A 13,336-nucleotide genomic window follows, 5' to 3' on the forward strand; every position below is an offset into this window, starting at 1 on the left:
TCACCTCATTTCCTGGTCTGGGACTGACTGGGGGAACTGCCGGAGAGGGCGAGCAGACGTTCCAGGACGTCGCGGTACTCGCGCAGCGCCTGGCGCATCTCCTCGGTGCCGGAGTCGCCGGTGCTCTTCCACCGGTCGCGCAGGGCGGCGGTGCGGCTGTTCAGCGTGCTGGTGAGCGACTCCACGACCTCACCCACCAGTCCGTCGGCCCGCTGGACGGCCTCGCCGGGGTCGTCCACGAACGACGCCTGCAGGTCGCGCCACCGGGCCTGCACCTCGGCCGGGTCCCGCTCGAACAGGACCACCTCGCCGGGCGCGGCATGTGCCGCTGCCGCCTCACCCGGCCGCGCCTGCTCCGGCCCGCCACCCTCGGCGTACGAACCGTCCCGGAAGGCCGGCTCGCGGTCCGCCCCGCCGCCGGGCAGCGTGGCGTCGTCGTGGCCTGGCTCCCGTACGGGGGAGTGGCCGGGAGCCGGGGACGTGTGGGCGGGGTCCGCGGTGATCGGGTCCCCGTTCGTTACGGCCCGGTCGTCGCCGGGCCGATCCGCCCGCTCAGCCTCGGCCCTTCGGACGTCGTTACGGACGTCGTTCTTGCGGACGTCGTTCTTACGGGCGCCCGCGTCGCGGGCTTCGGTCTTGCGGACTTCGGCTTCGCGGGTGTCCGATCGCTCGGCGTCGAGTCGTTCGGCGTCCGATCGTTCGGTGGCGTTTCGACCCATGTCGTTCGAGTCGGGGTCGTTGCGACCCAGGCCGCTGCTGGCCCTGCCGGCCGGGTCGCGGTCAGTCGGGGGCGTGTCGAGAGGGTCCGTGTCGGCGGGGACCTTGCCGGCCACGTATCGGCCGGTCAGGTCGTGGTCGCGTCCGTCACGGGTGCCGTCGTTGCGTTGCGACGGAACTTTCAGCTCGTCGCCTGCCATATCGTCTCACCGTCCTCGGGGGGTCTCTTCGAGCAGTTCCTCGAACAGCGCGCGGTAGTGCACCATGGCCTGCCGGAGCTCCTCCGTGGAGGACTCCTTCCTGGCCGCCCGTCCGCTGATCTCGTGAGCCGCCCGGTAGTGGTCGAGCGTCGCCGCGTGCTCCACCGACAGGTGCGACACGCGCTGCTCGAAATCGTCGGTCGGGTAGCCGCGGTCCGCCATGACGGCCGTGACCAGCTGGTCCGCCTCCGTCACCGCGAACGCGGGCGCGTCCACGAACCGTTCCTGAACCTCGGTCCAGCGAGCGGCGTACGAGTCGCGGGAGTCCTGCGGAAGGGGGCGGATGTCCAGCTCGGCGAACCGCTGCTCGCGGTCGAGCAGCTCCTGTTCTGCCATGCGGCGGTTGTCGCGTTCGGCGACCACGCGCTCGTACTCGGGGCCGAAGCGTTGGCGCAGGTGCGAGCGGCGCTTCTGCTGCAGCATGAAGAAACCCACTGCGGCGAGCGCCACCACCGCGACCACGACGACGGCCACCCATGCCCAGGTGGTCATGTTGTGCCTCCGGTCTCTGTGTTGAGACCAGCGACTGCCCGAGAAGTGCTACGTCGAAACGCCGCAGTCAGCGGCCTTCCAGTGCTTTCCTGGCCGCGTCCAGCACTTTCGCGATGTGTGAGCCCTCTGGGGAGGCGGGGACCTCACCGAACCCCTCCGCCGGGTCGTACCGGACGTCGAGCCCGGAGTCGACGAGCCGTTGCGCCCACCGCAGGGCGGTGTTCAGCCGCTCGGAGGCCGGCGGCCTGCCCTGGGCCGCGGCCGACAGGTTGCGCAGGTTCGTGGCAGGCCCGGACTGGCTGTGGGCGCGCGACAGCTTCCAGGGGATGGCCGCGCTGTGGTCGAGCATCGGCTTGGCCAGCCCGGCGGCCCGCTTCGCCTGCAGCACCCCGGACTCGCTGACCCCGAAATGATCGGCCAACTCCTGAACGCTCCTGCCCTCGGCGACAAGCCTGGCCAACTCCGCACGATCGATGGTCGCCTTCCGAGCCACCCGGCCGCCTCCGCTCCGCTCACGCGTGTACGCGTGCACCTCCGATGTGCGCTAAGGTTATGACGTCCCGCCCCGCAGGGGGCGGCCGACACAACCGGGACGTAGCGCAGCTTGGTAGCGCACTTGACTGGGGGTCAAGGGGTCGCAGGTTCAAATCCTGTCGTCCCGACCAGATCGACACTGGTCGGCAAGGGTGTCACCCGCTAGGGTGGCACCCTTTCGCATTGGTGAGTGACTAACACCGAAAGAGACTGTTTATCGCGGCCGCTCCTTGCAAGAGGACGGGGTGGATCTGCTTGCGGTGGACGGCTTCGGTGACGGCCGTGCCGCTGTGGCCGACCAGCCGGGCGATGTCCTCTAACGGGACGCCTGAGTCGGAGAGCAACGAGACGAAGCTGTGCCGCATCTCCGGAGGGGTCCAGTGGTACGCGGGCAGCCCGACATCGTCTTCTGGACAGCTCGTCTGACGTTGTGGGCATCGAGGACGCGGCCTATAGGCCGACTCGTCGTGCAGGTGAGGCAGACTGAGCGCTATGGATCATGGGTTGCGTAACTATCCAGTACTTCGAGAGTCGGCGGATGGGCCGTATGCGTGCCCATGCTGCGGATACGTGACCTTGTCCGAGAGGGGCGGGTTCGAGATCTGCCCAGTGTGCTTCTGGGAGGACGACGGCCAGGACGACCCGGATGCCGATGTCGTGCTGGGCGGTCCCAACGGTTACCTGAGCTTGACTCAGGCGCGCCGCAACTTCCTTGCGTTTGGTGCGTGCGAGGGAGCTATCCGTCAACGTGTCCGGCCGCCGCTTCCCGAGGAAAATCCGCCCGCTTGAGGGTTTCGCCGTAGTGCGGCCCCCGAGTGCATCTCCTGTTCCGTTCCAGTTCCGTCCGAAGTCGTAAACCGCCGGAAGCCAACGGGAGACGTTATGAGCCGTATCACCTGGTTAGAGCACTACTCGACGTGATCGGCGCGGGTCGCACCCATGGCAGATGAGAGTTCGAGCTGTACTACTACATGGTCTGTCGCTCGGCGTATGGCCTGAGTGACATCCAAAGCGCATTGCCTCGTTCGTTAGGGCATTGCTTGTGGCCATGTGCTGATATTTCGGGGTTCGCCGGATATTCGGGTGTGGCGCGGTACGAAGATCGGTACTGTCGGTCACAGGTTCACGAGGCCCAGAAAAGGTGCGGGTTGAATGGGTGTCGGTTGTCGCTTTTGGCAAGGTGCGATCCGATACACGCATCTGCGCCTTTTGTGGGACGTGTGAGCTGGTCAGGTCTGGTGCTGGCGCGGGTCGAAGCGTGTCGGTTATCCACTGTTAATGGGGTGGTTGCGGGTTCGAGCCCCGCCGCAGGCTTCGGTCTGTGTAGCTCAATTGGCAGAGCACCAAATCGCCGGCGTGCATCCCATATCCGCGCCAGTTCCCGACCTGATCGTTCGTCAGTCTCGCCAGTGGTACGGGTCGAATCTCTATCGGTTACCGACTCGAATTCGGGTGACGCAGGTTCAAATCCTGCCGGGCCGGCCAGCGCCGGCCTGTCGTCCAGCGGCCCAGGACGCCTCCGGTAGGTCCGCCACATCCGTACCGCTGGCAGGGCTGACGAACGCAGGCAGGGGAGCGGGTCGAAGCTCATCGGTTATCGGAACAGTGTGTCGCAGGTTCGAGTCCTGCCCACCCGCCCGGGTGGTAGCTCAGTCGGCAGAGCGTCTGTCATCACCGCTGGGCATCACCACATCCGCTCCCCTTCGCATATCCGCCTTCGGGCGGGTCGAACGCAAGGAGCGCACCATGGCACGTGATCCCCTCGCCGCGGTCTCGGCGTTGGCGACCCCGCAGAACCAGCCGATCCCCGGCCGTACCGACCAGGTGCGGAACCCCGCCGGCGGATACGTCTTCGGCAAGGACCTGTGGACGAAGCTGGAGGACTTCCTGATCCTCGGCACCACGGGCGGCACCTACTACGTGGGTGAGGACAAGCTCACCGCCGACAACGCCGCGGTGCTGTTCCAGGCCATCGCCGAGGACGGCCCGCGGGTCGTTCGCATGCTCACGGACATCTCGACCGCTCGGCCGCCTCGCGCCCCGAAGCAGCGTCCCGCCTTGTTCGCCCTCGCCGCGGCGTACGCCAAGGGAGACGCCGACACTCGCCAGGCCGCCAAGCTCGCGCTGGCCAAGGTGGCGCGCACCACCGACCACCTCGCCGCGTTCTTCGGCTACTACAAGAACCTCGGCGGCAAGCCGACCGCGCGAGGCACGGCGCCCACGGTCGGCCGGTCCCTGCGGACCGCGCTCGGCTCGTGGTTCCTGACCGGCGCGCCGGACGACGTGGCGTTCAAGGCCTGCAAGGCGCGTCAGCGCAAGACGCCGCAGGGTGAGGCGTTCGACCTGCGGGACGTGCTCCGCATCGCCCACCCCGTCGCGGACGACGAGCAGCGGAAGATGCTGTTCGGGTGGATCGCCGGGAACGTCTCCGACGACGAGGCGCGCGACAAGCTGCCCACCGTGGACCGGTTCCTGACGGCCAAGGCCGTCACCAGTCCGGCTCAGGCGGTGGACGTCGTCACGACGGCGAAGGTGCCGTGGGAGTTCCTGCCCGACGCGGTACTGAAGGACCCGTCCGTGTGGGAGGCGCTGATCGAGACGGTCGGCATGACCGCGCTCATCCGCAACCTCGCCAGGATGACCCGGCTCGGCACGCTCACGCCCATGGCGCAGGCAACCTCGCGGGCCGTGCGGCGCCTCACCGACCGGGAGGCGATCCTTCGGGCCCGCATCCATCCGATGGACGCTTGGCTCGCCATGCGCGTCTACGCGTCCGGGCAGGCGCAGCAGAACCGGCGCGCTGACCGGCAGACCTGGCGCCCGGTGCCGGCCATCCTGGATGCGCTGGAAGAGACGTACGAGGCGGCGTTCGGCACGGTCGAGCCGTCCGGGAAGCGGCTGCTCGTCGCCGTGGACTCGTCGGGGTCGATGAGTGGCCAGTGGCACGGCGGGGTGGTCACGGTGGGTGGATCGCCGATCGGCGCCGCATACGAGGTCGCCAACGCCATGGCGGTCATGCTCGCCCGCATCGAGCAGGGCAACGTCCACGTGATCGACGTGGACACGAGCGTGCACGCGTCGAAGGTGACGCCGCGTACCAACCTGCGCGAGATCGCATCCTGGCGTCCCTCGGGCGGCGGGACGGACCTGTCGCTGCCGTTCACGTGGGCGGCCCACGAGCAGATGGGGGTGGACGGGATCGTCGTGTTCACCGACAACGAGACGTGGGCCGGCCGTTCTCACCCGACGCAGGCTCTCGCGGCTTACCGCCGTACGGTCAACCCGGACGTGCGTGTCGTGGTCGCGGCGATGACGGCGGTCGGGCACACGATCGGCGACCCGCAGGATGACGGTGTCCTCAACGTCGCCGGCCTCGACGCGTCGCTTCCCCTCATCGTCAACGGATTCGTCCGGTCCTGAAATGAAGGCTCGCAGATTTTGGGGACGTGTGCCCCGGTCGGGAGGAGATTCCCGGCCGGGGCAGCGACGGTTCAGGGGTGGAGGAGGAGTAGGGGGTCGCAGGTGTTGGTGCCTGCCAGTTGGTGGTTGTTGGGGTCGCGGAGCTGGGTTTCGCTGTTCACGATGAAGTAGCCGCCGGACGTGCGGGGGATGACGATCAACGTCTGGAAGCGCATCTGCTCCTGGGCATCGGCTACCGTCGCGCCCTGGCCTAGTGCGTGGACGAGCATGGTTCTGAGCATGTCGAAGAGGTTGTCGTGGCTGAAGCCGGGCCAGATCAGCACCCGGTAGACGTGCGGCAGGACGCCGAGCTGCTCGCTGAACCCGCGGACCGAGACGCGGGTGTGCGCCCAGTCCGGGATGTTGCGGGCGGCGATGCTCTGTTGCGCCTCGAGGTCGTTGCGTGACACCGGGCGGGCGGTGGCCATGTGGATGTGGAGCTGGTTGAAGGTCCGGGCGCGCTGCGAGTTGATGCCGAGCCCCACCGGCGTCCGCACCACGGTCGGCGGTCGCGTGGCGAAGTAGGCGGCGGCGTCCCAGTAGTTCGGCGCGTGGCTGTTGCAGATCCAGGGACACTCGATCCCGTTGATCCGCTGGGTGGGGACGAGGATGAAGTTCGTGTACCCGGAGGTGTTGTTGTTGCCGGGCATCACGACGTAGTCGTCGCCGTTCTGCAGGCAGCTGTTGTTGCCGTGGCAGCGCTGCATCGAGACCCACAGGCGGTCCATGCTGTTCGGGCTTCCGCACACCGTCGGGTCGGGGCCTCCGGCGGTGGGAGGCGGTGGCGGCGTGTCGGACGCCAGCGCCGGGATCTGGCAGGCGGTCGACAGGACGACGCCCGCGCCGGTCAGACCGGAGGCGCGGACGAAATGGCGGCGGCTCAGGCCGTCCGCCGCGGTTTCCGGCACGCCGTTCTCCCCCATGGACAACCCCCGATGATCTTTGCGAGCGTCCGCCACGCGGCCTGAAGCGCTCGCGCCCCGAATGGCGCCTGTCGCGGGTTCCGCCACCCGCGAATCAGGATGCTCCCCATCGCGATCATCCGGTGAAACCGGGGGGAGCGAGGCTTGGGGCTTCGCTGGTCAGAACGGGACACTCCTGGCGGGCGGCGAAGGCTCGCGTGCTGGAATGGGGGGCATGTCTCTGGACGAGCTTCGTGAGCTGCTGCGACGGCATGCGCGGCCCGGCCTGACCACTGCCATCGACGGCGTCCGGGTCTGCATGGCCGATCATGCCGTCGCGCCGGTGTCCTCGATGTCCGGCACGGTGCTGGCGATCGTCGCCCAGGGCGGCAAGCGCCTCGCGCTGGGGGACCGCGTCTACGAGTACGGCGCCGGCCAGTACCTCGTCGCCTCGGTCGACCTGCCGGTGACAGGGCATTTCGTCGACACCGCGCGCCCCTCGCTGGGCTTCGGGATGACGCTGGAACCAGCCGTTATCGCTGAGTTGCTGCTGCAGGCCGGGCCGGGGGAGCTGCCGCGGTCCACCGCAGCCGCACCGCCGGGCATCGCGGTCAGTGACGCCCCGGACGAGTTGCTCGACGCCGTCGTACGGCTGCTGCGCCTGCTCGATCGTCCAGGCGACAGGAAGATGCTCGCCCCGCTGGTCAAGCGGGAGATCCTGTGGCGGTTGCTGACAGGGGAGCAGGGCGAGGCCGTGCGTCAGCTCGGCCTGGCGGACAGCAGCCTGAGCCACATCGACCGGGCCGTGCGGTGGATCCGGGAGCACTACACGCAGCCGTTCCGGGTCGAGGAGCTCGCGCGGCTCTCGGGGATGAGCGTGTCCGCTTTCCACCGGAACTTCCTGGTGGTGACGGGGATGAGCCCGATCCGCTTTCAGAAGCAGATCCGGTTGCAGGCGGCGCGGTTGCTGCTGGCGAACCGTCCGCACGATGTCACCGGCGTCGGGCAGCGCGTCGGGTACGACAACCCGTCACAGTTCAGCCGGGAGTACCGGCGCCAGTTCGGCGTTCCGCCCAGCGTCGACGCGGCCCGGTTGCGGGACGGCGCAGGTCCCGCCGTGGCGCTGCCGTGACGTCCACCCCAAGAGGATTGTGCAACCACCCGAAAGGATCGTGAAGGCCGGGCGCTCGCCGCGTTGCTTGCATGGATGTGACCGATCCGGTGGCGCGTGCTCGACGAGGAGCGCTTGCGGGCCCGACTGAGCCGCGTCCCCGCCGGAGCCACTCACTCACTGGTCGATTCCTTGGGGGCAATCATGAAATATCGTACGTTGGGGCGGACTGGGATGCAGGTCAGCCCGTACTGCCTGGGCACCATGATGTTCGGGGCGATGGGCAACCCCGACCACGACGCATCCATCCGGATCATCCACAGGGCGCTGGACGCGGGGATCAACTTCGTCGACACCGCCGACGTGTACTCCGCCGGCGAATCCGAGGTGATCGTCGGCAAGGCGCTCAAAGGCCGCCGCGACGACGTCGTCCTGGCGAGCAAGGTGCACTATCCGATGGGCGACGATCCGAACCACCGGGGCAACTCGCGGCGCTGGATCATGACCGCCGTCGAGAACTCCCTGCGCCGCCTGCGGACCGACCACCTCGACCTCTACCAGATCCACCGTCCCGACCCGACGGTCGACGTGGAGGAGACGCTGTCGGCCCTGTCCGACCTGGTCCGCAGCGGCAAGGTACGCGCGATCGGGACGTCCACCTTCCCTGCCTCGGAGATCGTCGAGGCGCAGTGGGTCGCCGAGCGGCGCGGCCTCGAGCGTTTCCGTACCGAGCAGCCGCCGTACTCGATCGTCAACCGGAGCATCGAACGCGAGGTCCTGCCGGTCGCCCAGCGCTACGGGATGGGCACCCTGGTCTGGAGCCCGCTCGGCCAGGGCCTGCTCACCGGCCGCTACCGCAGGGGCGTCCGTACCGACACCCATCGATCCGGTTACACGCCGCAGCACTTCAGCGACGAGCGCAAGCTCGAAGCGGTCGAGCAGCTCGTCCCGCTCGCCGAGAAGGCCGGACTGCCGATGACCCACCTCGCGATGGCGTTCGCGATCGCCCACCCTGGCGTCACCTCGGCGATCATCGGGCCGCGCACCATGGAGCAGCTGGACGACCTGCTCGCCGGCGCGGACGTCACCCTGGACGACGAGATCCTCGACCGGATCGACGAGATCACCCCGCCCGGCACCGACGCCGGCCCCAACCGGACCGCCTACACCCCGCCCGCCGTCACGACCGTGAGCCTGCGGCGCCGCCCGGTCACCGAGCGCTCCGCCGCCTGAGCCCTGCTCGGACGGCGCCGACGCGAGATGGGCGGGCGGCCTCTCCCGGCCGCCCGCCATCCACGCCGGATGGGCGGCCGGGAGAAGTCCGCCCGCCCATCCGGGGCACGGCGATCAGCCGTTCAGGCTGCGGCGCTGGTGCATGCGTCCGTCCTCGTCGAGCTCGAGGACGGTGTCGACGCCGATCCGTTCGAGGAACGCGAGGTCGTGACTGACGACGAGCAGCGCGCCGCGGTAGGCGTCGAGTGCCTCGGCCAGCTGCTCGACGCTGGCGATGTCGAGATTGTTCGTCGGCTCGTCCAGCACCAGCAGCTGCGCGGGCGGCTCTGCCAGCAGCAGGCGGGCGAGCGCGACCCGGAAGCGTTCCCCACCCGACAGCGTGCGGACGGGACGGTCCACGCTGTCGCCGCGAAGGAGCAGCCGGGCGAGCTGGTTGCGGATGGTGCCGGAGGGAGTCCCCGGGGCCACCGCCCGCACGTTGGCCATCGCGCCGGCCTCGTCGTCGAGCCCGTCGAGCCGTTGCGGAAGGTATCCGACGAGCTCGGTGAACAGGCGGCCGTGCGGTCGCCCGGGAACCGGAGGCCCACCGTGGAGGAGCCGCTTGATCAGGGTCGACTTGCCGCTGCCGTTGGCGCCGATCAGCGCCACCCGCTCCGGGCCCTGGATGACGACGGTGCGGTTCTCGTCCTGGAGTTCCGCGATGCGCCGTCCGCGAGGGACGTCCGGATCGGGCAGGACGAGACTGATGTGCTGCTCCTCGCGGACGCGCGCGTCCGCGGCGTCGACGGCGGCCTGCGCCGCCTGGACCTTGTCGTCGAGCGTCGAGCGCAGCGCTCCCGCCGACGCCTGTGCCTTGCTGGCGCGATTGCCCGCGAGGATCTTCGGGATGCCGCCGTCCTTCTGGGTCTTCTTCGCGGTCCGCTCGCGGCGGGCCAGCTTCGTCTCGGCCTCCACGCGCTGCCGTTTCTCGACCTTGAGCGCCTGCTGGGCCGAGCGGGCGGCCTGCACCGCGGCCAGCTGCTCCTGCTCCTGGTGCTCCTTCCACGCGCTGTACGGGCCGCCGAACGTGTCGAGCGTGCCGCCGTGCAGCTCGGTGGTCGCGTCCATGCGCTCCAGGAGTTCGAGGTCGTGGCTCACCACGATGAGCGTGCCGGGCCACTGGTCGACGAACTCCGCCAGCCTGGCCCGCGTGGGGCGGTCGAGGTTGTTGGTGGGTTCGTCGAGCAGGGTGATCGGCGTGCGACGGAGGCGGAGCCCGGTGATCGCGATGAGCATGGCCTCCCCGCCGGAGACCTCCGCCACGCGGCGGCCGAGGTCTCCGGCGGAGAACCCGATCTGGTGCAGCGCCTCGTCGGCTCGGGACTCGATGTCCCAGTCGTCGCCGATGGCGTCGAAGTGGCGCTGGTCGACGTCTCCGGCTTCGATGGCCCGCATCGAGTCGAGGATTCCCTGGATGCCGAGCAGTTCGGCGACGGTGGTCTCCTGCCGCAGCGTGAGGTTCTGCGCCAGGTAGCCGACCTCGCCGACGGTGTCGATCTGGCCCTTGCTCGGCCGCAGTTCGCCCGCGACGAGGCGGAGCAGGGTCGACTTTCCTGCGCCGTTGCGGCCGATCAGCCCGGTCCTGCCGGTGGTGAAGGTGCCGTTGACGTCGGCGAGCGCGACGGTGCCGTCCGCCCACTCGAAGGTCAGGTCACGGAGCGTGACGGCGGATTTGGTAGACATGAGCGGTCCTTGAAGATCTGAAGGGGAACGTGAAGGGACCACGGGGTCGGGTGCCGACGCGGCGAGAGATCGACGGAGAACTGCCGCGGCGCCCTCGTACTGGGCGTGGTGGCAGGCAGGCGCGCTCGCGCACCCGGGACCGGGGTCGGTGCGATGCGAACGTGCCGGTGAGCGGTCAACGCCCGGAACGGGCGGACACCTGGGAAAAACAGTCGTTCACCGGTGCGGGTGATGCCCGCACGAAGTGAAAGCCACCGGCGGTTCGGTGGCTAGGCTCTGTCCACCTCGATCAGCTCCACGCGTGCACCCTACCAGCCGTGTGCTCGTGCTCTGTCTTGTCGTCCGTACGCCGACCGGTGGCGAACCTTTGATCGTGTGGCGGCGTCCAACAAGATCGCAGCATCGGAAGGGACTCATGTGATCACCTGGTTACGCGGCACCCCTGGCTCAGACACGACGATGTCCCCGCGGCCGAGGGGAGGACGATCCCGGCATGGTGATCCGCAAGCGTAAGGCCCGCTCAGCGTGGCGCGCGGCCCGTGAGGCGCAGCAGGCCGCCCGCGAGAAGCAGCGCGCCGCCGGTGAGGCGCACCGCGCCGCACGTCCGGAGCCGCGCGACGCCCGCCCCGCCCAGCGCGTCGACGTGGCGCGCCTGCCCGACGACGTCGTGGCGCTCATCGACGCCCTCGAACCCGGCGAGAACCTGATCCTCACGCGTGACGGCGCCTCGATCGCGACGGTCACCAGCACCGTCGCCGTGGTCCATGGCGCCGTCGTCCGTCGTGACGGGTCGGACGAGGCCGGCGACCCGCCACCGGCCGACTACGACGGCGTGACCGTCGTGGCCACCGCGATGCAGCTGTCGACCGCGGCCCGGGTCGCGCTCGCCACCCAGCTCGGATGTTCCCGAAGGCTCGCGTCGTCGTCACCGAGATCGACGACGACGAGCTCGGGGTCCAGTACCACGGCCCGGTGCGGCGGCTGCTCGACGCCGGCGCGGACGCGTACCTTCCTCCGGCGTCTCTCCCGCTCCTCGCGCGACAGCTCGACCACACGCTGAACCAGGGGCGCGAACTCACCGGAGGGGTGGCCGCGCCGCTGCAGATCGCGCGGGGTCCACAACTGCTGCGCAATGAATCAGTCATCCTCAGCATTTCTCATTTGTTATCTTGAGCGCGTGAAGCTTTCCGAGTGGGCGGCACGCAACGGCGTGCACGACCAGACCGCGTGGGCGTGGGCGAAAGAGGGCCGTATGCCGGTCCCGGTGCGCCAGACGCCGTCCGGAACGTGGCTGGTCGACGAGCCCGCCCCGGAGGCGTCCGGCCGGGTGGTGGCGTACTGCCGTGTCTCCTCCGCGGACCAGAAACCGGATCTTGACCGGCAGGTCGCGCGCGTGGTCCAGGGGGCCACCGGTCTTGGTCTGCCGGTCGCCGAGGTCGTGACCGAGGTCGGCTCGGGAGTGAACGGGCGGCGGTGCAAGCTGCATCGCCTGCTGTCCGACCCGCGGGCGGCGGTGATCGTGGTCGAGCACCGCGACCGGCTGGCCCGGTTCGGCGTCGAGCACCTCGAAGCGGTTCTGTCGGCGTCCGGGCGGCGTCTGGTCGTCCTGGACCCCGCCGAGACCACCGACGACCTGGTCCGGGACATCACCGAGGTACTGACATCGATGTGCGCCCGCCTGTACGGGCGGGCGGCGAAGAACCGGGCCGCCCGCGCGGTGGCCGCCGCGACCGGCGAGGACGCCGGGTGAAAAAGTTCCAGCCGCAGCCCGGTTACGTGGTGCAGGCGTTCCGGTTCGCTCTGGACCCGAACGCCGCTCAGGAGCACGCGCTGCGCTCGCACTGCGGCGCCGCCCGTGCCGCGTACAACTGGGCGGTCGCCTGGGTCGAGGCTTCGTGGTGGCAGCGCCGCGCGGAGGAGTCCTACGGCGTGCCCGAGGCGCAGCTGACCGAGTGGCGGCCGTGGTCGCTGCCGTCGCTGCGGAAGGCGTTCAACGAGGCCAAGCACACCGACCCGCACTTCGCCGGGTGGTGGGAGGAGAACTCCAAAGAGGCGTACTCCACCGGCCTGGCGAACGCGGCCGCGGCGTTCGACAACTACGCGAAGTCCAAGCGCGGGCAGCGCCAGGGCAAGCGAGTTGGTATGCCCCGTTTCAAGTCGAAGCGGAAGGCGCGGCTGTCCTGCCGGTTCACCACCGGCACGATCCGCGTCGACGCCGACGGCCGGCACGTCACGCTGCCCCGGCTCGGCACACTGCGCACCCACGAACCCACGGTGAAGCTCCTGCAGCGCGTCCAGAACGGGACGGCCCGAATCCTGTCCGCCACGGTGCGGCACGAACGCGGCCGCTGGTTCGTGTCCTTCCAGGTCGAGGTCAAGCGCGACCCGGAACGCGTGGCACGGCCGGACGTGGCTGTCGGGATCGACCTCGGGATCAAGGTCCTCGCGGTGATGGCGGACAGCGCCGGCGAGATCCGCACCGCGCCCAATCCCGGGCACTACGAGCGGGCGCGTAAGCTGCTGCGCCGCGTGTCCCGGATCGTGTCCCGCCGTCAGGGCCCCGACCGCGGGACCGGCCGCAAGCCGTCCCGCCGGTGGGAGAAAGCCAACGCCCAGCGGAACAAGATCCACCACCGGGTGGCGAACCTCCGCCAAGACGCTCTGCACAAGCTCACCACCGCCGTGGCCGCCGAGTACGGCACCATCGCGATTGAAGACCTCAACGTCGCCGGCATGCTCCGTAACCGGCGCCTCGCCCGCAAGATCGCCGACGCTGGATTCGGCGAGATCCGCCGCCGGCTCACCTACAAGACCGCCTGGGCGGGTGGCCGGATCGTCGCGGCCGACCGCTGGTACCCCTCCTCCAAAACCTGTTCCGGGTGCGGCGCGGTGAAAGCCAAGCTGCC

General features: G+C 69.5%; 12 protein-coding genes and 1 tRNA gene. 8 read left to right on the forward strand and 5 right to left on the reverse strand.

The window, feature by feature from the left end; genetic code table 11:
• Positions 1–5: 5 nt before the first annotated feature.
• From BLR04_RS24215 to BLR04_RS24225, 3 genes are all read right to left on the reverse strand, one after another.
• Entirely contained in the window at positions 6–917 is a 912-nt protein-coding gene (locus tag BLR04_RS24215) for a hypothetical protein (RefSeq protein WP_090769336.1), read from the reverse strand.
• A 6-nt stretch (positions 918–923) separates the two neighbouring features.
• The gene (locus tag BLR04_RS24220; protein ID WP_245740452.1) at positions 924–1,469 is read right to left on the reverse strand and encodes a hypothetical protein; all 546 of its coding nucleotides are present in this window, start codon (positions 1,467–1,469) and stop codon (positions 924–926) included.
• 67 nt (positions 1,470–1,536) lie between these two features.
• The gene (locus BLR04_RS24225) at positions 1,537–1,929 is read right to left on the reverse strand and encodes a hypothetical protein (protein WP_245740453.1); all 393 of its coding nucleotides are present in this window, start codon (positions 1,927–1,929) and stop codon (positions 1,537–1,539) included.
• Between the two features lie 128 nt (positions 1,930–2,057).
• Between BLR04_RS24225 and BLR04_RS24230 the strand changes: the two genes are divergently transcribed.
• The 3 genes from BLR04_RS24230 (at position 2,058) to BLR04_RS24240 (ending at position 5,423) form a co-directional block, all read left to right on the forward strand.
• A tRNA-Pro gene (locus tag BLR04_RS24230) sits at positions 2,058–2,134 on the forward strand.
• 361 nt (positions 2,135–2,495) lie between these two features.
• Positions 2,496–2,792 (forward strand): CPCC family cysteine-rich protein, encoded by a 297-nt coding sequence (locus BLR04_RS24235; RefSeq protein ID WP_090769340.1) that lies wholly within the window; start codon positions 2,496–2,498, stop codon positions 2,790–2,792.
• A 957-nt stretch (positions 2,793–3,749) separates the two neighbouring features.
• Positions 3,750–5,423 (forward strand): TROVE domain-containing protein, encoded by a 1,674-nt coding sequence (locus tag BLR04_RS24240; protein WP_176903260.1) that lies wholly within the window; start codon positions 3,750–3,752, stop codon positions 5,421–5,423.
• 71 nt (positions 5,424–5,494) lie between these two features.
• Here the strand turns inward: BLR04_RS24240 and BLR04_RS24245 are convergent, their stop codons facing one another.
• Positions 5,495–6,370 carry a CDP-diacylglycerol diphosphatase gene (locus tag BLR04_RS24245; protein WP_176903261.1) on the reverse strand — a complete coding sequence of 292 codons (876 nt, stop codon included), beginning with the start codon at positions 6,368–6,370 and terminating at the stop codon, positions 5,495–5,497.
• Positions 6,371–6,599: 229 nt separating this feature from the next.
• On the opposite strand from BLR04_RS24245, the gene BLR04_RS24250 reads away from it, so the two are divergent.
• Positions 6,600–7,496: an AraC family transcriptional regulator gene (locus BLR04_RS24250; RefSeq protein WP_090769344.1), complete on the forward strand. Its 897-nt coding sequence runs from the start codon at positions 6,600–6,602 to the stop codon at positions 7,494–7,496.
• Positions 7,497–7,679: 183 nt separating this feature from the next.
• Positions 7,680–8,708, forward strand: a complete 1,029-nt coding sequence (locus BLR04_RS24255) for an aldo/keto reductase (protein ID WP_090769346.1) — start codon at positions 7,680–7,682, stop codon at positions 8,706–8,708.
• 114 nt (positions 8,709–8,822) lie between these two features.
• Here BLR04_RS24255 and BLR04_RS24260 read toward each other — a convergent pair whose 3' ends face one another.
• Entirely contained in the window at positions 8,823–10,430 is a 1,608-nt protein-coding gene (locus BLR04_RS24260; protein ID WP_090769348.1) for an ABC-F family ATP-binding cassette domain-containing protein, read from the reverse strand.
• Positions 10,431–10,923: 493 nt separating this feature from the next.
• Between BLR04_RS24260 and BLR04_RS24265 the strand changes: the two genes are divergently transcribed.
• From BLR04_RS24265 to tnpB, 3 genes are all read left to right on the forward strand, one after another.
• Complete coding sequence (locus BLR04_RS24265; RefSeq protein ID WP_218129131.1) at positions 10,924–11,490, forward strand: hypothetical protein; 567 nt, start codon at positions 10,924–10,926, stop codon at positions 11,488–11,490.
• 117 nt (positions 11,491–11,607) lie between these two features.
• The gene (locus BLR04_RS24270; protein WP_090769350.1) at positions 11,608–12,180 is read left to right on the forward strand and encodes an IS607 family transposase; all 573 of its coding nucleotides are present in this window, start codon (positions 11,608–11,610) and stop codon (positions 12,178–12,180) included.
• Positions 12,177–13,336, forward strand: a 1,160-nt coding sequence (gene tnpB, locus BLR04_RS24275) for an IS607 family element RNA-guided endonuclease TnpB (RefSeq protein WP_090769352.1), incomplete at its 3' end; no start/stop codon positions are given. The genes BLR04_RS24270 and tnpB, both read left to right, overlap by 4 nt.

This window comes from Nonomuraea maritima, assembly GCF_900100395.1.
Taxonomy (GTDB): Bacteria; Actinomycetota; Actinomycetes; order Streptosporangiales; family Streptosporangiaceae; genus Nonomuraea; species Nonomuraea maritima.

Excerpts from the sequence above, each read along its gene's own strand:
- BLR04_RS24265 (WP_218129131.1), top strand. The coding sequence starts at position 10,924 with ATGGTGATCCGCAAGCGTAAGGCCCGCTCAGCGTGGCGCGCGGCCCGT.
- BLR04_RS24260 (WP_090769348.1), bottom strand. The coding sequence starts at position 10,430 with ATGTCTACCAAATCCGCCGTCACGCTCCGTGACCTGACCTTCGAGTGG.
- BLR04_RS24235 (WP_090769340.1), top strand. The coding sequence starts at position 2,496 with ATGGATCATGGGTTGCGTAACTATCCAGTACTTCGAGAGTCGGCGGAT.
- BLR04_RS24220 (WP_245740452.1), bottom strand. The coding sequence starts at position 1,469 with ATGACCACCTGGGCATGGGTGGCCGTCGTCGTGGTCGCGGTGGTGGCG.
- BLR04_RS24240 (WP_176903260.1), top strand. The coding sequence starts at position 3,750 with ATGGCACGTGATCCCCTCGCCGCGGTCTCGGCGTTGGCGACCCCGCAG.
- BLR04_RS24215 (WP_090769336.1), bottom strand. The coding sequence starts at position 917 with ATGGCAGGCGACGAGCTGAAAGTTCCGTCGCAACGCAACGACGGCACC.
- BLR04_RS24255 (WP_090769346.1), top strand. The coding sequence starts at position 7,680 with ATGAAATATCGTACGTTGGGGCGGACTGGGATGCAGGTCAGCCCGTAC.
- BLR04_RS24250 (WP_090769344.1), top strand. The coding sequence starts at position 6,600 with ATGTCTCTGGACGAGCTTCGTGAGCTGCTGCGACGGCATGCGCGGCCC.